26 protein-coding genes are annotated in these 21822 nt (G+C 75.2%); 12 read left to right on the forward strand and 14 right to left on the reverse strand.

Features of this window, described 5'->3' with window-relative positions; translation table 11 throughout:
- Positions 1–11: 11 nt before the first annotated feature.
- Complete coding sequence (locus tag GD970_RS10540; protein WP_152202845.1) at positions 12–614, reverse strand: 1-acyl-sn-glycerol-3-phosphate acyltransferase; 603 nt, start codon at positions 612–614, stop codon at positions 12–14.
- A 49-nt stretch (positions 615–663) separates the two neighbouring features.
- A complete protein-coding gene (locus tag GD970_RS10545) occupies positions 664–1203 on the reverse strand; it encodes a hypothetical protein (protein WP_152202846.1) in 540 nt (179 codons plus the stop codon).
- Between the two features lie 159 nt (positions 1204–1362).
- On the opposite strand from GD970_RS10545, the gene GD970_RS10550 reads away from it, so the two are divergent.
- Positions 1363–1995 (forward strand): DUF998 domain-containing protein, encoded by a 633-nt coding sequence (locus tag GD970_RS10550; RefSeq protein WP_152202847.1) that lies wholly within the window; start codon positions 1363–1365, stop codon positions 1993–1995.
- A 107-nt stretch (positions 1996–2102) separates the two neighbouring features.
- Here GD970_RS10550 and GD970_RS10555 read toward each other — a convergent pair whose 3' ends face one another.
- Together GD970_RS10555 and GD970_RS10560 are read right to left on the reverse strand one after the other, a co-directional pair.
- A complete protein-coding gene (locus tag GD970_RS10555) occupies positions 2103–3749 on the reverse strand; it encodes an FAD-binding dehydrogenase (RefSeq protein WP_152202848.1) in 1647 nt (548 codons plus the stop codon).
- Positions 3750–3871: 122 nt separating this feature from the next.
- Positions 3872–5203 (reverse strand): heparan-alpha-glucosaminide N-acetyltransferase domain-containing protein, encoded by a 1332-nt coding sequence (locus GD970_RS10560; protein ID WP_152202849.1) that lies wholly within the window; start codon positions 5201–5203, stop codon positions 3872–3874.
- Positions 5204–5587: 384 nt separating this feature from the next.
- Between GD970_RS10560 and GD970_RS10565 the strand changes: the two genes are divergently transcribed.
- The 3 genes from GD970_RS10565 (at position 5588) to GD970_RS10575 (ending at position 7707) form a co-directional block, all read left to right on the forward strand.
- On the forward strand, positions 5588–6412 hold the full coding sequence (locus tag GD970_RS10565) for an alpha/beta fold hydrolase (protein WP_152202850.1): 825 nt from the start codon (positions 5588–5590) through the stop codon (positions 6410–6412).
- On the forward strand, positions 6405–6959 hold the full coding sequence (locus GD970_RS10570; RefSeq protein ID WP_152202851.1) for a TetR/AcrR family transcriptional regulator: 555 nt from the start codon (positions 6405–6407) through the stop codon (positions 6957–6959). The genes GD970_RS10565 and GD970_RS10570 overlap by 8 nt, the downstream gene beginning before the upstream one ends.
- A gap of 100 nt (positions 6960–7059) precedes the next feature.
- Positions 7060–7707 (forward strand): CYTH domain-containing protein, encoded by a 648-nt coding sequence (locus tag GD970_RS10575; RefSeq protein WP_152202852.1) that lies wholly within the window; start codon positions 7060–7062, stop codon positions 7705–7707.
- Positions 7708–7716: 9 nt separating this feature from the next.
- On the opposite strand, the gene GD970_RS10580 is transcribed toward GD970_RS10575, so the two are convergent.
- Positions 7717–8085, reverse strand: coding sequence for an antibiotic biosynthesis monooxygenase family protein (locus GD970_RS10580; protein WP_152202853.1), 369 nt, complete (start codon positions 8083–8085; stop codon positions 7717–7719).
- 128 nt (positions 8086–8213) lie between these two features.
- Between GD970_RS10580 and GD970_RS10585 the strand changes: the two genes are divergently transcribed.
- The gene (locus GD970_RS10585) at positions 8214–8555 is read left to right on the forward strand and encodes a nuclear transport factor 2 family protein (RefSeq protein ID WP_152202854.1); all 342 of its coding nucleotides are present in this window, start codon (positions 8214–8216) and stop codon (positions 8553–8555) included.
- Between the two features lie 94 nt (positions 8556–8649).
- Positions 8650–9135: a GNAT family N-acetyltransferase gene (locus GD970_RS10590; protein ID WP_152202855.1), complete on the forward strand. Its 486-nt coding sequence runs from the start codon at positions 8650–8652 to the stop codon at positions 9133–9135.
- 57 nt (positions 9136–9192) lie between these two features.
- Here the strand turns inward: GD970_RS10590 and GD970_RS21625 are convergent, their stop codons facing one another.
- Entirely contained in the window at positions 9193–9339 is a 147-nt protein-coding gene (locus GD970_RS21625) for a hypothetical protein (protein ID WP_155524127.1), read from the reverse strand.
- 453 nt (positions 9340–9792) lie between these two features.
- On the opposite strand from GD970_RS21625, the gene soxR reads away from it, so the two are divergent.
- The gene (gene soxR, locus GD970_RS10595) at positions 9793–10227 is read left to right on the forward strand and encodes a redox-sensitive transcriptional activator SoxR (protein ID WP_152202856.1); all 435 of its coding nucleotides are present in this window, start codon (positions 9793–9795) and stop codon (positions 10225–10227) included.
- A 93-nt stretch (positions 10228–10320) separates the two neighbouring features.
- Here soxR and GD970_RS21630 read toward each other — a convergent pair whose 3' ends face one another.
- The gene (locus tag GD970_RS21630) at positions 10321–10458 is read right to left on the reverse strand and encodes a hypothetical protein (RefSeq protein ID WP_155524126.1); all 138 of its coding nucleotides are present in this window, start codon (positions 10456–10458) and stop codon (positions 10321–10323) included.
- Positions 10459–10922: 464 nt separating this feature from the next.
- Between GD970_RS21630 and GD970_RS10600 the strand changes: the two genes are divergently transcribed.
- The 4 genes from GD970_RS10600 (at position 10923) to GD970_RS10615 (ending at position 13426) form a co-directional block, all read left to right on the forward strand.
- Positions 10923–11897 carry a threo-3-hydroxy-L-aspartate ammonia-lyase gene (locus GD970_RS10600; RefSeq protein WP_152202857.1) on the forward strand — a complete coding sequence of 325 codons (975 nt, stop codon included), beginning with the start codon at positions 10923–10925 and terminating at the stop codon, positions 11895–11897.
- Between the two features lie 24 nt (positions 11898–11921).
- Positions 11922–12254 carry a VOC family protein gene (locus tag GD970_RS10605; RefSeq protein ID WP_152202858.1) on the forward strand — a complete coding sequence of 111 codons (333 nt, stop codon included), beginning with the start codon at positions 11922–11924 and terminating at the stop codon, positions 12252–12254.
- A 69-nt stretch (positions 12255–12323) separates the two neighbouring features.
- Entirely contained in the window at positions 12324–12545 is a 222-nt protein-coding gene (locus GD970_RS10610) for a hypothetical protein (RefSeq protein ID WP_152202859.1), read from the forward strand.
- Positions 12546–12580: 35 nt separating this feature from the next.
- On the forward strand, positions 12581–13426 hold the full coding sequence (locus GD970_RS10615; protein WP_152202860.1) for an SDR family oxidoreductase: 846 nt from the start codon (positions 12581–12583) through the stop codon (positions 13424–13426).
- A 1-nt stretch (position 13427) separates the two neighbouring features.
- Here GD970_RS10615 and GD970_RS10620 read toward each other — a convergent pair whose 3' ends face one another.
- From GD970_RS10620 to GD970_RS10640, 5 genes are all read right to left on the reverse strand, one after another.
- Entirely contained in the window at positions 13428–14216 is a 789-nt protein-coding gene (locus GD970_RS10620; protein WP_152202861.1) for an ion transporter, read from the reverse strand.
- A 172-nt stretch (positions 14217–14388) separates the two neighbouring features.
- On the reverse strand, positions 14389–15261 hold the full coding sequence (locus tag GD970_RS10625; protein WP_152202862.1) for a metal ABC transporter permease: 873 nt from the start codon (positions 15259–15261) through the stop codon (positions 14389–14391).
- Complete coding sequence (locus tag GD970_RS10630; RefSeq protein WP_152202863.1) at positions 15258–15998, reverse strand: metal ABC transporter ATP-binding protein; 741 nt, start codon at positions 15996–15998, stop codon at positions 15258–15260. Before GD970_RS10630 ends, GD970_RS10625 begins: the two co-directional genes overlap by 4 nt.
- Positions 15995–16927, reverse strand: a complete 933-nt coding sequence (locus GD970_RS10635; RefSeq protein ID WP_152202864.1) for a metal ABC transporter substrate-binding protein — start codon at positions 16925–16927, stop codon at positions 15995–15997. The genes GD970_RS10630 and GD970_RS10635 overlap by 4 nt, the downstream gene beginning before the upstream one ends.
- A 205-nt stretch (positions 16928–17132) precedes the next feature.
- Positions 17133–18839 (reverse strand): patatin-like phospholipase family protein, encoded by a 1707-nt coding sequence (locus GD970_RS10640; RefSeq protein ID WP_152202865.1) that lies wholly within the window; start codon positions 18837–18839, stop codon positions 17133–17135.
- 138 nt (positions 18840–18977) lie between these two features.
- On the opposite strand from GD970_RS10640, the gene GD970_RS10645 reads away from it, so the two are divergent.
- Complete coding sequence (locus GD970_RS10645) at positions 18978–20120, forward strand: YihY/virulence factor BrkB family protein (RefSeq protein ID WP_152202866.1); 1143 nt, start codon at positions 18978–18980, stop codon at positions 20118–20120.
- On the opposite strand, the gene GD970_RS10650 is transcribed toward GD970_RS10645, so the two are convergent.
- Both GD970_RS10650 and GD970_RS10655 read right to left on the reverse strand, forming a co-directional pair.
- The gene (locus GD970_RS10650; RefSeq protein ID WP_152202867.1) at positions 20108–20578 is read right to left on the reverse strand and encodes a DUF4383 domain-containing protein; all 471 of its coding nucleotides are present in this window, start codon (positions 20576–20578) and stop codon (positions 20108–20110) included. The two genes, GD970_RS10645 and GD970_RS10650, sit on opposite strands and share 13 nt — an antisense overlap.
- 247 nt (positions 20579–20825) lie before the next feature.
- Complete coding sequence (locus GD970_RS10655; protein ID WP_152202868.1) at positions 20826–21749, reverse strand: alpha/beta hydrolase; 924 nt, start codon at positions 21747–21749, stop codon at positions 20826–20828.
- Between the last annotated feature and the right edge of the window lie 73 nt (positions 21750–21822).

Raw genomic sequence — 21822 nt, forward strand, 5'->3', positions numbered from 1 at the left:
CAGGGCAGCCCTCAGTGCGCGGCGGTGTCGCGCGGGTCGGCTGACTCGTCGCTCAGCCGCGGCTCGGTGCCGAGCTCGGGCCTGACCCCGGTCTTGCCGGCGTAGAACGCCCGGATGCGGTCCATGTCCGCCGCGACGTCGCCCGTGAGGTGGAACGTCGGCCCCAGCCCGGCGGTCATCGTCGTGCGGTCGACGTAGCCGAGGGTGACCGGCAGGTCCGTCGCGCGGGCGATGCGGTAGAAGCCGGACTTCCACACCGACCCGGCGCCGCGCGTGCCCTCGGGCGTGATGACGAGGTAGAAGCGCTCCCCGGCCGCCACCCGCCCGACCAGCTCCTCGACCAGCCCGCCGGGACGGCGCCGGTCCACCGGGATCCCGCCGAGCGCCCGCATGAGCACGCCCAGCGGCGGGCGGAAGAGCTGGTGCTTGCCGAGGAAGCGCACCGAGATGCCGGTACGCCACGCGATGGCCAGCATGAGGACGAAGTCCCAGTTCGACGTGTGCGGGGCCCCGATGAGGATGCCCGCGCCGTCGTCGGGCAGCGGCTCCGCCCGGTACCGCCAGCGGCTCACGGCCCAGTAGGCGCGCGCCAGCGCACGCCGGATTCTCCCCATACGGCGCCCCTATGGCAGGGCGAGGGGCCGGGAGGACGAGGGCCGGCCCTCAGCCGCCGAGCCACCGGAGCAGCGGGAGCCCCGAGCGGCCGCGCTCGCGCTCACCGGTCCGCCCGCTGGGAGCGTCCGTCGGGTCCTCCTGCGCTCCGGCCTCGCCGGCGGTCGTGGGACCGGCGGGCCTGTCGGCGCCGGCGGTGGTGGGGCGGGGTGCGGGGGCCGGGGCGGGCGTGGGGGTCGCCGTCTCCGCGGGCCCGGCGGCCGGCGCCTCGGCCGGGGTGGCGGTCGGGAGCGGCCGGGGCTCGCGGGCCGGCTGGCCGGACGGCTCGGGGGACGACTCGGGCACCGGCGCGCCGGGCGACGGCGCGACCGGCGACGGCGCTTCCGGTGCCTCCGCGGGCGAGGGCGCGCCGGCGGGGACGGCGGTCGGGTCCATCGCCGGCGCGGGCTCGCCGACGAGCTCCGTGCGCGGCGCGTGCGCGTCGGTGCCCCCGGCCGAGAGGCCCGCGGCGGTCCCGAGGCCGATCCCGAGGCCGACGGCCACCGCCGCCCCCTCCGCCCACGTGCGGCGGCGGAGTCTCGGTGCACGCATGTGTCCGCTCCTTCGCTCTGCGCGGGACCGGGGAGGTGCTGGGATCCCCTGCCCACCGCCCGGCCTCCGTCCGGCCACGGCCCGTTCCTGCCCCCGCGAGGGTAACGCTTGTGTAACGTCCGCAATACCGGAGATGCCGTCGCGGGGCATGGTGGAGGCATGGCGGATCGACTCACCCGGCGCCTGCTCGGGGCCGGCGTCGCCGCCGGGCCGGTGTTCGTGGCCGTCACGGCCGCCCAGATGCTCACCCGCGAGGGCTTCGACGTGCTGCGCCACCCCCTCAGCCTGCTCAGCCGGGGCGGCGCGGGCTGGGTCCAGGTGACCAACTTCGTCGTCGCCGGCGTCCTCGTGGGCGGCTTCGCCGTCGGCGTCCGCCGGCTCCTGCGCCCCGGCCCGGCGGCCACGGCGGCGCCGGTCGCGCTCGCCGTGCTGGGCGGCGGGCTCGTCGGCGCGGGCGTGTTCGTCACCGATCCGGGCGGGCTGGGGTTCCCGCGCCAGGACGCCGGGACGGGGACCACCTGGCACGGCCTCGCGCACGCCGCCGCGACGGCGGTGGGGCTCAACGCCGGGATCGTCGCCGCGGTGGTCCTCGCCCGCCGGTTCGCCCGCGCCGGCGCGCCCGGGTGGGCCGCCTACTGCCTGGCCACCGCCGTGCCCCTGGCCGTGCTGGCCTGGTGGCGCGGCCCGGGGCTGGTGAGCGTGCGGCTCGCCGCCGACGTCGTCCTGCTCGCCGCCTGCGTCTCGCTCGTCGCGGCGCGCCTGTACCGGGAGGCCGCGGCTCCACCTCGTTGATGACGGACGCCAGTACGAGCGAGCAGCAGCGGCGAGGGCCCGACGAGATCGAGATTATGGCTGTCACAACGACCAGAACCTCGACCTGGCTGCGGCGAGGGCGGCCCTCACACGGCCGCGGCCGCCGCCCGCCCGGCCCGCCGCCCGGAGAACAGGCACCCGCCGAGGAACGTGCCCTCCAGCGCGCGGTAGCCGTGCATCCCGCCGCCCCCGAAGCCGGCGACCTCCCCGGCGGCGTACAGGCCGGGCAACGGCGCGCCGTCCGGGCGCAGCACCCGCCCGTCCAGGTCGGTCTCGAGCCCGCCGAGCGTCTTGCGCGTGAGCACGTGCAGCTTGACGGCGATCAGCGGCCCGGCCGCCGGGTCGAGCAGCCGGTGCGGCGCGGCGACCCGGATGAGCCGGTCGCCGCGGTAGGCGCGGGCCTGGCGCAGCGCGGCCACCTGCAGGTCCTTGGTGAACGGGTTGAGCATCTCCCGGTCCCGGGCCACCACCTCGCCCTCGACCCGCGCCGGGTCCAGCAGCGGCGCCGGCGTCAGGGCGTTCATCCCGGCGACCAGCTCGGCGAGCGTGCCGGCGACGACGAAGTCGGCCCCGCGCTCCTTGAACGCCTCGACCGGTCCGGGCGCGCCGGGGCGCAGCCGCTGGGCGAGCAGGCGCAGGTCCTTGCCGGTCAGGTCGGGGTTCTGCTCCGAGCCGGAGAGGGCGAACTCCTTCTCGATGATGCGCTGGGTGAGCACGAACCAGCTGTGGTCGTGCCCGGTGCGGCGCAGGTGCGCCAGGGTCCCGAGGGTGTCGAAGCCGGGGAACAGCGGGACGGGCAGCCGCCGCCCGGTGGCGTCGAGCCACAGCGACGAGGGCCCCGGCAGGATCCGGATGCCGTGACCGGGCCAGACCGGCGCGTAGTTGGTGATGCCCTCGGTGTAGTGCCACATCCGGTCCCGGTTGACGGCGCTGGCGCCGGTGGCCACCGCGGTCTCGAGCATGCGCCCGTCGACGTAGGCCGGCACCCCGGTGAGCAGGTGCTCCGGCGGCGTGCCGAGCCGGGCGGGCCAGTGGCGGCGCACCAGCTCGGGGTTGCCACCGATGCCGCCGGAGGTGACGACGACGGCGCCGGCGTGCCGCTCGAACCGGCCCACCGCGGTGCGGGAGGACGGCGCGCCGCGCGGGGCGGGGCTGGGCTCGAGCACCGTGCCGTGCACGCCGTCGACGACGCCGTCGGTGACCGTCAGGCCGTCCACCCGGTGCCGGAAGGCCACCTGGACGAGGCCGGCGTCGACGGCGGCGCGGACCTGACGGACGAACGGCTCGAGCAGCCCCGGCCCGGTGCCCCAGGTGATGTGGAAACGCGGGACGGAGTTGCCCGGCCCGGCCGCCTCGCCGCCGCGCTCCGCCCAGCCCACCACCGGGAAGAACCGCACGCCGAGCCGGCGCAGCCAGGCGCGCTTCTCCCCGGCGGCGAACTCCACGTACGCCCGCGCCCACTCCCGCGGCCACCGGTCCTCCCGCTCCCGGTCGAACCCGGCGGTGCCCGCCCAGTCCTGCCGGGCGAGGTCGAGGCTGTCGCGCACGCCCATGCGGCGCTGCTCGGGGGAGTCCACGAGGAAGAGGCCGCCGAAGGACCAGTACGCCTGGCCGCCGAGATTGGCCGCGTTCTCCTGGTCCAGGAGGAGCACGCGCCGGCCCGCCGCGGCCAGCTCGGCGGTGGCGACGAGCCCGGCCAGGCCGGCTCCCACCACGATGACGTCGGCGTCCATCGGCGCTCCCTCGTGCTCGGCTGGGCGCCAGCGTAAGGGACGCGTCCCGACAGGTACGGCGGCTTGGCCGCGCGCCGGGCGGGGCCGCCGTGGACGGCGGTCCTCCCGGGGCCGCGGCCCTGTCAGCCGCTCACGGGCGGGCGCGGGTCGTTCGCGGGACCGCCGGGCGGCTGCCCGGCCGTCGGCGGCGACCCCGGAGGCGGGGCCGCAGGGGCGGGATCAGGCTCTCCGGCGGGATCAGCCTCCCCTGCATGTCGATTCCTGCCCGTCCGCTCGGGAGCGGCCAGCACCGCGGCCCGCGCGCGGTTCGCCCCCGCGGCCACGAACCGCTCCAGCGGGCCCTGCCCGAAGTACTTGTGCCAGAGGACGGCGAAGGGCAGGGCCACGCCGATGATGAGGAGGTAGCGGGCGGCGAGGTTGTCGCCCATGAGGTCGGAGGCCGCGACGGGCGTGTGGGCGGAGTAGATGGTCAGGGTCATCGCCCCGGCGACCCCGATCGGCCAGAGCAGGCGCCGCGCGGCGGGCAGCCTGGTCACCAGCAGGACCGCGCCGAGCACGGCCATCGCGCAGCCCAGGGTGTGCACCATGTCGGTCGGCGTGCCGGAGTGATGCTCGGGCGGCACGAGCCACCACCACGACGACACGTCGTTGGGGTCCCAGACGACCTGGTCGGGCGTCGTCCCCGCTCCCGCGGCGAGGAGGTGCTGCACCCCGCCGAGCTCGAACAGCAGCAGCCGTGACGCGAACCAGGCGACGAGCGCCATCGCCGTGCCGCCGACGAGCAGCCGGACCGCCACCTTGGTGGAGGACAGGTTGAGCCGGCCGATGGCCATGCCGGCGCAGATGTAGGCCATGTTCGTCACGGCCGGGAAGTCCCCGGTGACGAGCAGCTGCTGGACGAAGCCGATCGGGTCGGTGAAGGGGGAGGTGAGCGTGAGCGGGTCGAACGCCGGGTGCCAGCCCAGGGCGTACGACCCGAGTATCACCAGCGGGCTGACCACGACCAGGCCGCCGGCGATGGCGGCCAGCGTGCGCGGGCGCAGGCCGATCAGCGGGACGGCGAGGAGGAAGAACGCGCCGTAGTAGGCCAGGATCACCGAGATCGTCGCGACGTAGCCGAGGGCCAGGCCGATGGCGCCGATCAGCAGCGCACGCACGGCGATGTTGGCCCGGGCGGCGCGGCGGGCCCGCCCTTCCATGGGGTGCCGGCCGCCGCTGATGAAGGCCAGGCTGATGCCCGCCACCATGACGAACAAGGTCGCGGACCGGCCGATCACGGTCATGCCCGCCAGCGAGGGTCCGCCGTCGTCCCCCAGCGGGTCCCAGACGTTCGCGGCGAGCATCGCCACCAGCGCCACCCCGCGGGTGACGTCGACGCCGAGGAACCGCGCCTTGCCCGGCGCACCGGTCGTCCGGGCCGGCGCCGCGACGGCGGCACCGGGAGCGGCGCCCATCACGCCTCCGTCCGGGGGAGGCCCCGGGGCCGAAGCGCCCGGTGATGCACCTCAGGTCGTTGCACCGCAGGTCGTACGGGCATCCTCGTCACCTCGTTCTCTCGCGCGTGGGCACATGAGCGCGCACGGTCCCGCTCCTTCGGACGGCACCCGGGCGCTGCGCTTGCGGTGCCCAGCCGGGTGGACGACCAGCGGGCTGCCGTGCCGGCGTCTGGGGGTGGCGACCACTTAACGGCGGGAACCTGAGAAGGGGCCGGGAACCTGTCGGACCGTTCAGGGAACAAACAGACGGCCTGCTCTTCGCTCTTGACACCGCCGCCGGTATGGCTAATCATATTAGCCATACCGGCTAAGGAGGTTAGCCGCTAGGACGGAGGTATCAAGATGGGAACCACCCAGTGGATCGAGCGGCCCGGCGGCCGCGTCGCCTACGACGTCGAGGGCAGCGGTCCGCTCGTCGTCCTCGTCCCGGGCATGGGAGACCTGCGCCAGGAGTACCGCTACCTCGGCCCGCAGCTCCTGGCCGCGGGATACCGCGTGGCCACGACCGACCTGCGCGGCCACGGCGACTCCGACGCGGGCTTCGACGCCTACGGCGACGTCCCCACCGCCGGGGACGTGCTGGCGCTGGCCGACGCCCTCTCGCCGGAGGCGCCGGTGGTGCTCGTCGGCAACTCCATGGGCGCCGCCGCCGTGTGCTGGGCGGCCGCCGAGCGGCCCGATCGCGTCGCGGGCCTGGTGCTCCTCGGCCCCGTCGTCCGCGACGTCCCGATGTCCCCGGTCCTGGCCTGGCTCATGCGCGCGGCCCTGACCCGCCCGTGGGGGCCCGCGGTCTGGCCCGCCTACCAGCAGTCGCTCTTCGCCGGGCGGCCCCCGGCGGACCACGCCGCGCACCGCGCCCGCATCCGGGCCTCGCTGCGCGACCCCGCGCGCTGGCGCGCGTTCCGGACCACCGTCACGACGCTGACCCACGCCGCGGTCGCGGCCCGCCTGGGCGAGGTTCGCGCGCCGGCCCTGGTGGTCATGGGCGGGAAGGACCCGGACTTCAAGGACCCCGCGGCCGAGGCGGCGTGGCTGGGGGAGACCCTCGGCGCCGAGGTGCTCGTGCGCCCCGCCTCCGGCCACTACCCCCACACCGACGACCCGACGGCGGTCGGCCCCGCCGTCACCGCCTTCCTCGCCCGGCTGGGGCTGCGCGCCGATGCCTAGGGCGGGGCTGACCCCCGAGCGGGTGGTCGAGCTCGGCTGCGCGGTGGCCGACGACGTCGGCTGGGACGGCCTGACCCTCGCGGCGGTGGCGCAGCGCGCCGGCGTGCGGCTGCCCTCGCTGTACAAGCACGTCGCCAACGTCGAGGACCTGCGCGACCGGATCGCGGCGCGCACCCTCGACGAGCTGCGCGTGGCCCTCGTCCCCGCCCTCGAGCGCGGGGAGGGGCTGGCCGGGCTGGCGCACGCGTACCTGGCGTTCGCCCGCGCCCATCCGGGCCGGTACCCGGCCGTGATCCGGGCGGCCGGGCCGGACGAGCCCGAGCTCGCCGCCGCCGGCGGCGCCCTGCTCGAGGTCATCAACGGCGCGATGGCCGCTTACGGCCTCAAGGGGGACGACCTCGTCGACGCCGTGCGGATCGTGCGCAGCGCCCTGCACGGCTTCGTCACCCTGGACGCCGGGGGCGGGTTTCGCATGGCCCGCGACGTCGGGCGGACCTTCGAGCGCATGGTCACCGGGCTCGACGCCGCGCTGCGGGCGCTTGTCTGAGCCTGACGCGCATGCTGTGGCCGGTGGCCGTGCGGGCGCGACGCCCGCCCGGCCCGCGCGCCCGGCCCCCTGAGGTGGTGGGCGCGGGTACGTTCGTGCCATGAGCGACACCGGTTACGGCGACTTCGAGTTCGAGCGGAAGTTCTTCGTCCGCCAGCTCCCCGCGGTGGTGCACACCGAGCCCGAGCCCGTCCTCATCGTGCAGAGCTACTTCCTCGCCGCCGAGGGGTACGCGCTGCGGATCCGGGTCGAGGCGCCGGCCGGCGAGCTCGACCGGGCCGCCGCCGCGGCGGCGGACGACGCGCTGCTCACGGCGCTCGCCGGCAAGGTGAGCTTCTGCGAGCTCACGGCCAAGGGGCCGTACATCGGTGGCACGCGCTACGAGGCCGAGCGCGAGCTCGACCCCAACGTCGGCCTGCAGATGGTCCGGCTCGGCGGTCAGCGGGTGGTGAAGTACCGGCACTCGGTGTGGCTGGGCAGCGACGGATGGGTGCTCGACGAGTTCCTCGGTGCCAACGCCCCGCTCGTCGTCGCCGAGTGCGAGCGCGGCGGGCCCGTGACCGACCTGGCGATCCCCGACTTCTGCGTCACCGAGGTCACGGACGACCCCCGCTTCGCCAACGACGCCCTCGCCGGGGCGCCGTTCGCGACCTGGCGGGAACGGTTCGACGCCGAGCTCGCCGCGCGCGGGCCGCGCTTCCTCGAGGAGTTCGGCCACAACGAGATGGGCCTGTCCTCGGACGCCTGAGCCGCGCCGTCAGGCGCTCGCGCCGCCGCCGCTGCTGCCGCCGGCCGGGACGAAGCTCCACAGCTCGGCGGCGAGGCCGACCGGGCGGGGGTGCTCCGCGCCGCCGTGCGCGTGGCCGCCGCCGTGCGCGTGCTCGCTCCCGCCGTGCGCGTGCCCGTGGCCGAAGCTCTCCGAGTGCACCCACGCGTCGTAGGCGTCCTCGTCGCGCCAGCGAGTCACTACCAGCCACGTGGTGCGCCCGTCGGTGGGCTGGAGCAGCTCGAAGCCCTCGAAGCCGTCCACGCCGTCCACCGCGCCGGCGCGGTGCGCGAAGCGACGGGCGAGCTCGTCCCCGCTGTCCGCCGGGACGGTGATGGCGTTGATCTTGACGATGCTCATGACGCCATCATCGCCCCACCGCCGCCGCGGCCGCTCCCCGGCCGGCGCGGGCCCCGGGGCGCTTATTGCCGACGTCGTTCGTCCGGCTTGTCGTGCGGCGCGGGCGCGGCGCCCCTACGTTTTTCCTCATGCTGAGCCTCGAGACCCTGATGGCCTCCGAGCGGGAGCTCGCGCACGGCGACGGCGCCACCTACCGGCGGATCCTCACCGAGGACGCCCTCGTCGTCGTCCCCGGCATGGTGCTCGACGTCGAGGCGTGCGCGCGGGCCATGGACGCCAGCCCGGGGTGGGAGCGGGTCGACTTCACCGACGCCACCCTCGTGCCCGTGGGCGACGGCGCGGCCGCCGTCGTCTACACCTTCGAGGGGGTGCGGTCCGGCACGACCTACCGAGCCGTGCTCGCGAGCACCTACGTGCTGCGGGACGGCGTCCCGCGCCTCGCGCTGCACCAGCAGACGCCGGTCACCTGAGCGCTGCGGGGGCGGCGCCCGCCGAGCCGCACTCCGCGGGCGCGGCGTCGGCCGACCCGCACCCCGCGATCCGGCGTCCTGGCACCATGGCGCCATGGACGTGACCGTCAGCGCCGCCGACGTCGCCGAATGGCGCGCGGTCAGGGAGGTGCGCCTGCGCGCGCTCGCCGCCGACCCGGGGGCCTTCGGCTCCACCCTCGCCCGCGAGCTGGCCTTCGACGACGGCGTGTGGCGTGAGCGCGTCGCAGCCGGCCGGACCTTCCTCGCCCGGCGCGACGGCGTCGTCGTGGGGATCGCCTCCTTCTACGCCGAGCCCGGCCGCCAGGACGAGCGCGAGCTGGTCGGCATGTGGGTGACGCCGGAGGCGCGCCGGACCGGGGTGGCGCCCGCTCTCGTCGAGGCGGTGCGCCGGGCGGCCGCGGCCGAAGGGGCCGCCCGGCTGACCCTGTTCATCGCCGAGGGCAACGAGCCGGCCCGCCGGCTCTACGAGCGCCTCGGCTTCCGGTCCACCGGGGAGGTGCAGGAGCTGCAGTCCGACCCCTGCCGGGGGCAGGAGCGCTACGCCCTCGCGCTCAGCTGACCTCCCCGATACACCGGGACGTCGCTCTCGCTCGCCGCGGGCGCCGTCCCGCCGCCGTCACCGCCCCCGAGCGCCCTGGCGCGCGCGAGGCAGGAACCGCGTCCCCTCCGGTCGCCGGCCCAGGCGGCGGACCCGGGCGGCGTCGAGCGCCTCACGGATGAGCTCGGCGCTGCGGTACTCGTGCAGCCGGAGCCAGTGCTCCATGTCGTTCTCCTTCGAATGTGGGTCGATGCCCGGCCGGTCAGCGGGCGGTGCGGTGCCGGGCGCGGTTCGCGGCCACCGCGGGCTGGTCGTCGCGCCGAGGGTGGCTCACAGGCGCCGAGGGCGGGTCGTCGCGCCGAGTGCGCCCGTTCGCGTCATGGGCGTGTGGTGCAACACCCGCGCGTGACGCGAACGGGCGCGGTCGCGGACGATCGGCCGTCGGCTCGGCCACCCGGGCGTGGAAGTCGCCCTCGCGGCGGTGGGTCAGGGTCGCGGCCGGGCCGGCGGCGTCGTCGGTCATCATGTCGTTCTCCCAGGTCAGGTGGCGTGCCGCGGCGGCGGCACCTGAGAGGACGATGCAAGCTCAAGTCGACTTGAGGTCAAGCCGGCGCGGCCCGCGCCGGGCCGACCCGTCGCCGGCACCGACGACGGGGCCACGCCCGCTACGGTGGGCCGGTGCCCCCGACCGCGACGCTGACCATCGGCGAGCTCGCCGCGCGGTCCGGCGCCGCGCCGTCGGCGCTGCGGTACTACGAGTCGCGCGGGCTCATCTCCTCCGAGCGCACCGCCGGCAACCAGCGCCGCTACCCCCGGGCGATGCTGCGCCGGGTGGCCTTCATCCGCACCGCCCAGCGGGTCGGGCTCTCCCTCGAGGAGATCGCCGAGGCGCTCGCCGGGCTGCCCGAGGGCCGCGCCCCGGCGCGGGCGGACTGGGCCCGGCTCTCGGCCACCTGGCGCCCCCGCATCGACGCGCAGATCGCCCGGCTCGAGCGGCTGCGGGACAAGCTCGACGGCTGCATCGGGTGCGGCTGCCTCAGCCTGGACCGGTGCGCGCTGAGCAACCCCGACGACGAGGTCGCCGCCCGGGGCCCGGGCGCCGTCTTCCTCTGAGACCGGTTCAGCGGCACAGCGGTGCCGCCGCCGGCACATGGGCAAGCGACAGGACCGCCGACCCGTGCGGGTCGACGGTCCTGTCGGTCCGGCTCACAGGCCGGCGTTGCGGTGACGCCGCAAGTAGATGGTCGAGCGTCGCTCGCGCGAGGCGCCACGGCGCCGGTGCGCCGCCTCTGCCTCGCGGATGAGGTCGAGCGCCCGAAGGTCGTGCAGCTCCAGCCAGTTCATCTGCTTCTCCGTCTCATGTACTGCTGCTTGGTCACGGGAGCGCGGTACGGGGTGGGCATCTTGGCCACCGGCGCGCCCCGCCGGGTGGTGCGAGCGGTGCGAGGATCCATGGGTGTCCTTCCTCCGGTGGGACCCAGCGCCGGGCGGTCGCTGGGAGAGCGGGGCGCGTCGATGCGCGCGCGGTCGCGGCCCGCGGGGGGTGCGGGGCGTGATCGAGGGGGTGCGGTGGAGGCCGCGTGGCGGGACGTCGGCGGAGGCGTCCCCCGCCGGATGCGTCAGGCGGTCGTCATGCGGGCGCTGCCCGCGATGCCGGCGGGGGCGACCCCGCGGACGGCGCAGCCGACGACCTCGCTGCCGGTGCGGCACACGATCTCGAGGTGGTCGGTGAACATGACCTCATCCCACCAGGGGGCCGCCGCGGGCCGCAACGTATTTTCCGGCGTCGTCGGTGGTTGACTCCTCGCATGGCCGACCTGCCCACCTACGACGACGTCCGCGCGGCCGCCGACCGCCTGCGCGGCCATGCCCACCGCACCCCGGTGCTCACCTCCCGCCGGCTGGACGCCGAGCTCGGGCTGCGGGTGTTCGTCAAGGCCGAGAACTTCCAGCGGGTCGGCGCCTTCAAGTTCCGCGGCGCGTTCAACGCGCTCTCGTGCTTCACCCCCGAGCAGCGCCGCGCCGGGGTGGTGGCCTACTCCTCGGGCAACCACGCCCAGGCGGTCGCCCTCGCCGCCCGGCTGCTCGACGTCCCGGCCACGATCGTCATGCCGCTGGACTCCCCGGCGAGCAAGCTCGCCGCCACCCGCGGCTACGGCGCGGAGGTGGTCACCTACGACCGCTACACCGAGGACCGCGAGGAGATCGGCCGGGTGCTGGCCGCCGAGCGAGGCCTGACCCTCGTCCCGCCCTACGACCACCCCGACGTCATCGCCGGGCAGGGCACCGCCGCCCAGGAGCTGCTCGAGGAGGTCGGCGCGCTCGACGCCGTCGTCGCCCCGCTCGGCGGCGGCGGGCTGCTCGCCGGCACCGCGCTGGCCACCCGGGCGCTGAGCCCGGGCGCCCGCGTGTACGGGGTGGAGCCGGCGGCCGGCGACGACGGCCGGCGCTCGCTGGCCGAGGGGCGCATCGTCCACATCGACGCGCCGCGCACGATCGCCGACGGCGCGCAGACGCAGCACCTCGGCGAGCTGACCTTCCCCATCCTGCGCCGCGAGGTCACCGCCGTCCTGACCGCCACCGACGCCGAGCTGGTCGCGGGCATGCGCACGTTCGCCGCGACGCTCAAGATCGTCGTCGAACCCACCGGCGCCCTCGGCCTGGCGGGGCTGCGCCAGCTCGCCCCCGAGCTGGCCGGCAAGCGCGTGGGCGTCATCGTCACCGGCGGCAACGTCGACCTCGACCGCTACGCCGCCCTGCTCGGCGGGTCGCTTCCGGCCTGAGCGCACCGCCCGTACCGTGCGGGCATGAGCCTCACCCCGCACTGCGTCACCTTCGACGCCGAGGACGCCCTGCGCCTCGCCCGGTTCTGGTCCGCCGCCCTCGGCAAGCCGGTGCGCGACGGCGGGACGGTCGACTTCGCCGTCGTCGACGACGGCGCGTACCTGTTCATCAAGGTGCCCGAGGCCAAGACCGCCAAGAACCGCATGCACCTCGACCTCGACGCCGAGGACCGCGAGGCCGAGGTCCAGCGCCTGGTGGCACTGGGCGCCACCCGCCTGGGCGACCACGACGACGGCACCCGGTGGACCGTCATGGCCGACCCCGAGGGCAACGAGTTCTGCATCCTGCAGAGCTGAGGCGCCGCGCCTGGCGCGGGCGCACCGACCCGCCGGGCGCGGCCCGGCGGGCGATGGTAGGCAGGGGACATGTCCCAGGCACAGCCGTTCCAGCCGAACCTGCACCCCGACCGCGAGGGCGTCCCCGCCGCCGACCTCGGCCCCGGCGCGCCCGACGCCGCCCCCGGCTTCGGCATCGGGGGCGAGGACCCCGACGTGATCGAGGAGGCCGAGCGCGGCAAGCCGGCCGACGACGCGCCCGCCGACGACGCCGAACGGGACGGCGACCAGGACGATATCCCCGCCTCCTGACCCATCCGAGGCGGGACGACCGAGAGGACGCAGCCGTGCCGAGCCCCACGATCGCCGTCACCGGCGCGACCGGCCGGCTCGGCGGACGGGTCGCCCGCCGGCTCGCCGCCGCCGGGGTGCCGCAGCGGCTGCTGGTGCGCGACCCCGCGCGGGCCCCGCGGCTGCCCGGCGCCGACGTGGCGGTCGCCGGCTACGACGACGGCCCGGCCGTCGAGGCGGCCCTGCGCGGGGTGCCGACCGTGCTCCTGGTCTCCGCGAGCGAGTCGCCCGACCGGCTGCGCCAGCACGAGACCTTCATCGACGCCGCGGCCGCCGCCGGGGTCGAGCGGATCGTCTACATCTCCTTCTACGGCGCCGCGCCGGACGCGACGTTCACCCACGCCCGCCTGCACTGGGCCACCGAGCAGCACCTGCGCGCCTCCGGCCTGGCCTTCGTGGCCCTGCGCGACAACCTCTACCTCGACTTCATGCCCGCGCTCATGGGCGACGACGACGTCATCCGCGGCCCCGCCGGCGACGGCCGCGTCTCCGCCGTCGCCCAGGACGACATCGCCGACGTCGCCGCCGCCGTCCTGCGCGACCCGGCCCCGCACGACGGTCAGGTCTACGACCTCACCGGCCCCGAGGAGCTGACCCTCACCGAGGCCGCGGCCATCCTCTCCGCCCACCTGGGCCGCGAGATCCGCTTCCACGACGAGACCGTGGAGGAGGCCTACGCCTCCCGCGCGGGCTACGGCGCCCCCGCCTGGGAGGTGGACGGCTGGGTGAGCACCTACACCGCCATCGCGGCGGGGGAGATGGCCGGCGTCTCCGACGTCGTCCCGCGGCTGACCGGCCACCCCGCCACCGCGCTCGCCGAGCTCCTGGCCCGCGCGGGCTAGGTCAGCCGCGCTTGCGGAGCAGGGCCTGCAGCTCGGCGAGCGTGGCACGCTGCTGGTCGAGCAGCTGGGACATCTGGTCGATCCGCTGCTGCGCCTCGCGCAGCGTCGCAGGCGTCTCCGCCGTGGGCTGCGTTCGGTGCGGGGTCAGGAAGAAGTTCGCCAGCCAGCCGGTCAGGGTGCCGAAGATGCCGACGCCGACCACGATGATGCCGACGCCGAGCGCCCGGGCCGAGTTGCCGACCGGATACGTGTCGCCGTAGCCGACGGTCGACATCGTGACGATCGTGTACCACAGGGCATCCGAGGCCGTGGTGATGTTGGCGGCGGGCTGGGCGTGCTCCAGGCGCAGCATGCCCAGGCTGCCGAACTCCAGCACGAGGACGCCGATGAACAGCACGGTGAACAGGGCGCTGCCGGCGCGGTCGGAGAGCAGGCTGCGGCCGATGTTGACAGCTCCGTAGCGGCGCAACAGCCGGATCACGCGGACCAGCCGGAACACCCGCAGGACCTTGACCTGGGGGAAGGGCAGGCTCGCGAGGAGGTCGGCCCAGCCGAACTGGCGCAGGAAGTATCCCGAGCGCGAGGGGGCTCGGCGCAGGCGGGCCGCGAAGTCGACCAGGAAGACGATGCTGAGCAGCAGGTCGATGGCTTCGACGACCGTCTGGGTCGCACGATCCCGGAGCAGGACCACCAGCACGAGGTTGACCAGCGACAGGATCGACAGCGCCCCGACGAAGATCTCGTACCCGGTGTTCCCCAGCTCGCGGTGGGCCGCGGTGGTGCCGGTCATTCTCATCCCTCCTCGCCGCGCCTGTCGGAGACCGGTCGCCACCAACCCGACCGAGAGGGGCTCGGTCGGGCCGGGGTGCGGGAACGGGCATGGACTTCCGCGGTCTCCCGCCCCTGCGCCACCGGCCACGCCGATCGTCCTGCGCGAGGACTCCCTTGGCGAGGGACGGGGGTCAGGACCGCGGAGCGGCGGGCAGCTCCCGGCGGGCGGGGAGGCGCCGTCCGAGGAGGCCGTGGCGCGGGCTGAACAGGTAGACGAGGGCGAAGATGGCGCCCTGGACGACGATGACGAGCGGGCCGGAGGCGGCGTCGACCCAGTAGCTGAGGTAGATCCCGGTCACCGCGCACAGGGCGGAGATGACGGGGGCGATGAGGAGCATGCGGCCGAAGCGGTTGGTGAGCAGGTGGGCGGTGGCGCCGGGGATGATGAGCATGGCGACGACCAGGATGACGCCGACGACCTGGAGCGCGGCGGTGGCGACCAGGGCGAGGAGCCCGAGGAGCAGGGCGCCGAGGAGGCGGGGGCTGAGGCCGATCGCGTGGGCGTGGCTGGGGTCGAAGGCGTAGAGGGTGAGGTCGCGGCGCTTGAGCATCAGGACGGCGAAGGCGACGGCGGCGAGGATGGTGATCTGGAGCATGTCGGCGCGGGAGACGCCGAGGATGTTGCCGAAGATGATGTGGACCAGGTCGGTCTGGCTGGGCGTGACGGAGATGAGCACGAGCCCGGCGGCGAAGAACGTGGTGAACACGATCCCGATCGCGGCGTCCTCCTTGACCCGGCTGGTGCCGCGGATCGCGCCGATGAGGGCGACGGCGAGCAGGCCGGACACGAGCGCGCCGAGGGCGAACGGCGCGCCGAGGACGTAGGCGATGGCGACCCCGGGCAGGACGGCGTGGGAGACGGCGTCGCCCATGAGGGACCAGCCGACCAGGACGAGCCAGCACGACAGCACGGCGCAGACGATCGCGGCGATGATCGTGGTGGCCAGGGCGCGGACCATGAAGTCGTACTGCAGGGGTTCGAGGAGGAGGTCGAGGGCGTTCATGCGATGTGCGCCTGGTCGAGGACGTCGAGCCCGAAGGTGAGGGCGAGATGGTCCGGGCGCAGGGCCTCGCCCACGGGGCCGTGGAAGAGGACGCGGCGCAGCAGGAGGACGGCCTCGTCCGCGAGCTGCGGGAGGGCCTGGAGGTCGTGGGTGGAGACCAGGACGGTCCGCCCGTCGGCCGCCAGCTCGCGCAGGAGCCGGACGAGGGTGGCCTCGGAGCGCTTGTCGACGCCGGCGAAGGGCTCGTCCAGCAGGAGGATCTGGGCGCCCTGGGCGATGGCGCGGGCTAGGAAGGCCCGCTTGCGCTGGCCACCGGAGAGCTGACCGATCTGCCGGTTCGCGTAGTCGGTCAGCTCCACCCGCTCCAGCGCCTGGTCGACGGCGGCTTGGTCGGCGGGACGGGCGCGCCGGGTCAGGCCCTGGCGTCCGTAGCGGCCCATCATGACCACGTCGCGCACGGAGACGGGGAAGTCCCAGTCGACGTCCTCGCTCTGGGGCACGTACCCGACCAGGCCGCGCCGGCGGGCGGTTGCGGGGTCCGCCCCCTCGAGCAGGACCCGGCCGCGGTCGGGGCGCACCAGGCCCATGACCGTCTTGAACAGGGTGGACTTGCCCGAGCCGTTCATGCCGATCAGCCCGGTCACGCGGCCCGGTGCGACGTCGAGGGTGACGCCGCCCAGGGCGAGGACCTCCCCGTAGCGGACGACGACGTCGCGCACCTGGATGGCGGCGGTCACGATGCCCGCCCCGTGAGGCCGTCGATGATGGCGCGCGCGTCGTAGCGGATCAGGTCCAGGTAGGTCGGGACCGGGCCGCTGGCCTCGGAGAGGGAGTCGACGTAGAGGGTCCCGCCGAAGACGGCGTCGGTGGCCTCGACGACCTGGCGCATCGGCTTGTCGGACACCGTGGACTCGCAGAAAACCGCGGGCACGTCGTTCGCCCGCACGAACTCGATCGCCGCGGCGATCTGCTGCGGGGTGGCCTGCTGCTCGGCGTTGACCGCCCAGATGTAGCGCTCGGTCAGCCCGGTGTCGCGGGCGAGGTAGGAGAAGGCGCCCTCGCAGGTGACCAGCGCCCGCTCGTTCTCCGGCAGCGCCGACAGCTCGGCGACCAGCTCGTCGTGAACCTCCTGGAGCTCGGCCTTGTACGCCTGGGCGTTGGCGGTGAAGTCCGCGGCGTGCGCGGGGGCGAGGTCGCTCAGCGCCGCGGCGATGTTGTCGACGTAGACCTGGACGTTGAGCGGGCTCATCCAGGCGTGCGGGTTCGGCTTGCCGGCGTAGGCGTCCTCGGTGATGTCCATCGCCTCGACCCCCTCGGAGACGACGACGTGCGGGATGTCGACCTCCTCGACGAACTTCTCGAACCACGATTCAAGGTTCAGCCCGTTGTCGAGGATCAGGTCCGCGTCCGAGGCCTTGGCGATGTCGCCCGGGGTGGGCTCGTAGTGGTGAATCTCCGCCCCGACCTTCGTGATCGACTCCACGCTCGCGTGCTCGCCGGCGACGTTGCGGGCGATGTCCGCCAGCACCGTGAACGTGGTCAGCACGACGGGGGTGTCCTCGCCGTCGAGTGCCTCCGAGGCCGGGGACTGGCTGCACCCCGCCAGTGCGAGGGCGGCCGTCGCCAGTGCGATCCTTCCGGCCCAAGGTCTGACGGATCTCGACATCACAGCCCTTTCTGCGGTGCAACGAAATAAGAGTTTCGGCTAGCCGAAACTTTTGGAAGCCTAGCGGCAACCCGTTGTCCGCACCACCACTGCGCCGTCCCGGTCTCGGTGTGCGGGCTGTTACGAGGCACCCGACGCGTAGCCCAGCGGGCCGTGCTGGGGGGAGCCGTCACCGGCCAGGGGGCGACGCCGTCATCGGAGCGGCTCAGGCCCAGGCCGCGGGGACCGCCGGCTCCCAGGGGTGGGCCTCGAAGGTGCGCCACCAGTCGTGCGCGCCGGGCGGCAGCCAGTCCTGGGGCGCCTGGTCCACCAGCGCCCGCAGCCGGTGCTTGAGGGCCACGAGCTCGGTGAGGTCCGGTGCGTCCGCGTCGGCGTCGGCGTCGGCGTCGGTCCGGTCCCGCCCCGCGCCGCTTCGCTCGCGATCCTCGTGCCGGCCCGCGCGCACCGCCCCGTCGCCGGAGGCCTGCACCACCGGCGCGAGCAGCTCGGCCTCGTGGTGCCAGATCTGCCGGCGCAGCGCCACGATGTCGCGGACCAGCTGCGCCTGCTCGGCGGTCGCGCCCTCGCACACCTCCGCCGCCCGCAGGTAGCCGTAGTCGATGGCGATCGCCACCAGGCCCGGGTCGATGGTCAGCGCGTCGTGGACGTCGAGCTCGGGCGCGACGACGACGCAGCCGCCCGCCCGGGCGTAGGCCACCTCGTCGCGCAGCGCCTCGTCGGACATGATGCCGGCGGTGCTGCGCAGCACGATCGAGAGCATGTCCTTCTCGGCGTAGCTCTCCTGGCGCGGCACCCCGGGCGGGGAGGAGACGACGGCGTAGCACCGGGTCACCCCGAGGTGCTCGAGCGCGATCTCCGCCGGCAGCGACTCGCGCACCCCGCCGTCGACGTAGTGCTCCTCGCCCAGGCGCACCGGCGGGAAGACCGCGGGGATGGCGCACGAGGCGACGATTCCGTCGACGAGCGGCAGGGGCTCCACGCCGGGCACGGGCGCGTCGGACCGGTCCACCAGCCGCCCCGTCTCGGTGACGTAGCGCAGCTCGCCGGACTCCAGCGCGACGACGGCGACGCGCAGCTTCACTCCCGAGGTCGCCACCCGCTGTGGATGGAACACCTCGGGGTCGAGGAGCCGCTCGACGATCGGGCCGGGGCGGTACATCGACCGCTCGCGGCGGGCCCCGCGGACGATGACCTCGAGGTCCGGGCGCGCCCGGCCGGCCTCGCGCAGGGCGGTGAGGATCTCGACGACGTTGATGGGGTTCCAGCTGCTCCCCGCCGTCGGCCGGTCGGCCTCGACCGCCTCCCGGGCGGCGCCGGCGGCGAGGGCGTGCGCGGGCGACGTCGCCGTGGCCGGGCTCGGCGCCGACGGGCTCGCTGGGCTGTCGGGGGTGAGGGCCGAGGGCAGGGCCGCGCCGGGGGAGGTGGGCGCCGCGCCGTCCGGGATGGCTGCTGCCGCGCCGTCCGGGACGACCGCGGCCGCCGCGCCGCGGCGGAAGGGCGGCCCGGCGTAGTGGGTGGCGCGGTTCGCCACCCGCGAGAAGGTCCGCCCGAGGGAGCCCTGCCGGCGCTGCTGCCGGGAGAAGGCCTTGACCCACTCCGGGCCGCGCTCGCCCAGCCGGCGGTACCACTCCTGCTCGGTGAACATGTCGGCGTCCTCGCGCATGGCGCGCCAGATGCGCTCGAGGTGGTCCAGGGCCCGGCGCTGGCCGTCGTGCTCGCCCGACTGGGCCAGCACCGAGCCGAGGATCGCGCCGGCCGACGTGCCCGCGATGACCTGGGGGGTGATGCCGGCGCGGTCGTAGAGGTAGCGCAGCGCGCCGATCTGGAAGTCCGACCGCGACCCGCCGCCGCTGAGCACGAGGCCGACCACCTCGGGGCGGACGGGCCGGCGCCGCCAGGGCTTCCACCTCATGGGCCCAGGCTATCGGCCCCCTCCCCGGGCCGGCCGCCGGGTCGGTCCGGCGCGCGGCGTCCCGCCAGCCGTGCTTGTCTGGGCACCGGCGGCGTCGCCGCACGGCCGGCCGCGCCACCGCCTGAGGAGGAGGGCGAGATGCCGCAGGACGTCGGCTACCCGGGCCCGCCGCTGCGCCGGGTGGAGCCCGCCGTGCCCGGCCGGCGCCCCTCGCCCCGCTTCATGCTCGGCAAGGCCGTGCGCGACTTCTTCTCCCACGACTGCTGGGACCGCGCGGCCGGCCTGACGTACTTCGGCGTCCTGTCCCTCCCGCCACTGGCCGTCGCCCTCGCCTCCGTGCTCGCCGTCCTCGGCCAGGGCGCGAGCACCGAGGCGATCCTCGACGTCCTGCGCATCCTCGTGCCCGACGACCAGGCCCTCGCCACCGTCAGCGAGCCCGTGCTCGCCGTCCTGCGCCACCCGGGGGCGGGCTGGTCGCTGGTCATCGGGCTCGCCACCGCGCTGTGGATGGCGTCGGGCTACGTCGGTTCCTTCGGCCGGGCGATGAACCAGATCTACGGGGTGGCCGAGGGCCGGCCGCTGTGGAAGCTGACCCTGTGGCACCTGGTCACCACGGTCATCCTCGTGGCCTTCGCCGCGCTGGTCGCCGTCCTGCTCTTCGTCTCCGGCCCCGTGGCCCGGGCCGTCGGGCAGGTGCTCGGCCTGCAGGAGATCACCCTCGTCGTCTGGGAGGTCGCCCGGTGGCCGGCGCTGCTCGTCGCGGCGATCCTCGTGGTGGCCCTGCTCTACTTCGCCACGCCGAACGTGCGCCACCCCCGCTTCCGGTGGATCTCCCCGGGGGCCGTGCTTGCCCTCGGCCTCGGCGCGGCGGCGTCCTACGCGTTCAACTTCTACATCGAGACCTTCGGGCGGCTGAGCATCACCTACGGGCGCGCGCTGGCCGGCGTCGTCGTCTTCTTCGTCTGGCTGTGGATCATCAACATGTCCCTGCTGCTCGGGGCCGAGCTCGACGCCGAGATTGAGCGCGGCCGCCAGCTGCGGTCCGGCATCCACGCCGACCGGGGCGTGCGCGTGCCGGTGCGCGACGCCCGCGCCATCGAGCGCTCCGCGCGCCGGCGCGAGGCCGACGAGGCGCGCTCGCGCAGCCTCCGCGAGTCCCACGGCTGGTTCCACCACGACGACGACGACGGCGTCCCGTCCCGCGCGGGGGAGGACACCTCGGCCCCGGACGCGCCACAGGACGGCGTCTCACGCCGCGACGGCTCGCCTCACGGCACGTAGCCGGCGGCGCCCGGGGCGGCCTTGCGGCGGGTGAGCGAGACGCCGAGGACGATCATCACGACGCCGAGCACGAAGTGCAGCCAGTTGTCGGCGGTGTTGACCGGCACGAAGTTGGCCGCGGTCGCCTGGTCGATGACGAGCCCGTAGAGCCACAGCACCAGGTAGATCACGCCGCCCCAGATGAGGTAGCCGCGCGCGGCGGGGGCCGAGCGCGACAGGGCGATGCCGACGATGCCGAACAGCAGGTGGACGATGTTGTGCAGGATCGAGACCTGGAAGACCCCGAGCAGCAGGGCCGAGGACTCCTGCCCCGCGATGGCGAGGAGGCTGTAGTGGGTGGTGATCCCGGGGATGAAGCCGAGGATGCCGACCACGAGGAAGACGATCCCGAAGACGAGTGCCGCGGTCTGGACGGCGGTGCGGGTGGGCTGACCGGCGAGCGAGGGGTTGGTGGACATCAGGACCTCCGGTTGACCGACCTCGGCGGGCGGGACGCGCCCGCCGTGCGACTGGCGGGCCCCCGCGGGCGGTACCCGGCGCCGTCGTCCTCGGCGGCCCACCGATGCTGTCCTCCTTGAGCATGCGGGTCGCTCCCAGGCTAGGGAGCGGCCCGCATGCGTGCATCGGGACGTGAGCGGGCCGATGTCCCGGCGGGGGCGGCGCAGATCGGCGGCCGCGCACCGGGCACCGGGCCACGACCACGACTCAGGCGGGCGAGGCAACCCGGCGAGTGACCCAGGACGTCAGCAGCTCGTTCACCCGCGGGTCCACCGGATGGCGCACGTCCGTCTTGTAGGTCTTCAGGGTGGGGGTTCCGGTCTGGTGCCGCAGGATGTGGTTGAGGTCCGGCACGAGGACGGTCTCGACGTCGCCGGGGACCAGGGCCGCGAGAGTCTCGAGGTCCTCGGGCGGGACCTGGACGTCGTGGTCGCCGGTGGCGGCCAGCACCGGGGCGGTGATCGTGGCGAGGTCGGCGCGCGGGTCGTAGGCGAGGAACTCGCGGAACCAGCGGGCGTTGAGCCGCTGGCCACCGACCCAGGCCACGTCGGTGCGGGTGGCCTTGATCTTGCGGTGGTTCTTGCTCACCTGGGCGACGAAGTCGGTGCGCATGAGCCGGAAGACGCCCCGCAGCACGGCCGGCAGGCTCGGTTCGAGGGCGTGCGCCTGCCAGCGCAGGGTCTCCTCGCCCGGCCGGGCGGCGGGGGAGAGCAGCACGAGCCCGGCGAGCGGTGTGCCGCGGCCGGCGAGGGCCGTGGCCACGAGCGCGCCCTCGCTGTGCCCGACGACGAGGACCCGGTCGGCGTCGACGCCGGCCTGGCTCCGCAGCGCCGCGAGGGCCGCTGCGGCGTCGTCGACGTTGTCCCAGAACCCGGTGGCCAGGAACGACCCGCCGCTCTGGCCCGCGCCGCGCTTGTCGTAGCGCAGGGTCGCGGCGCCGGCGTCGGCCAGCGCGGCGGCGAGCTGGCGCTGGATGTCCAGGCGCAGGCGCTTGTGGTTGCCGTCCCGGTCGATCGGGCCGCTGCCGCTGACCAGGAGCGCGGCGGGCCACGGGCCCGCGCCCTCGGGCACTGCCACGGTCCCGGCGAGGGTGAGGTCGCCGGAGGGGAAGGTCAGGGTGGTCTCGCGCATCGGGGCCTCCATGGTCGGGCTGTTGACGCCATCATTCCCAGAAGTGAGAATGGTGTCAAGCATGAGAGGGTTG

Source organism: Georgenia thermotolerans, assembly GCF_009193185.1.
Classification (GTDB): Bacteria; Actinomycetota; Actinomycetes; order Actinomycetales; family Actinomycetaceae; genus Georgenia; species Georgenia thermotolerans.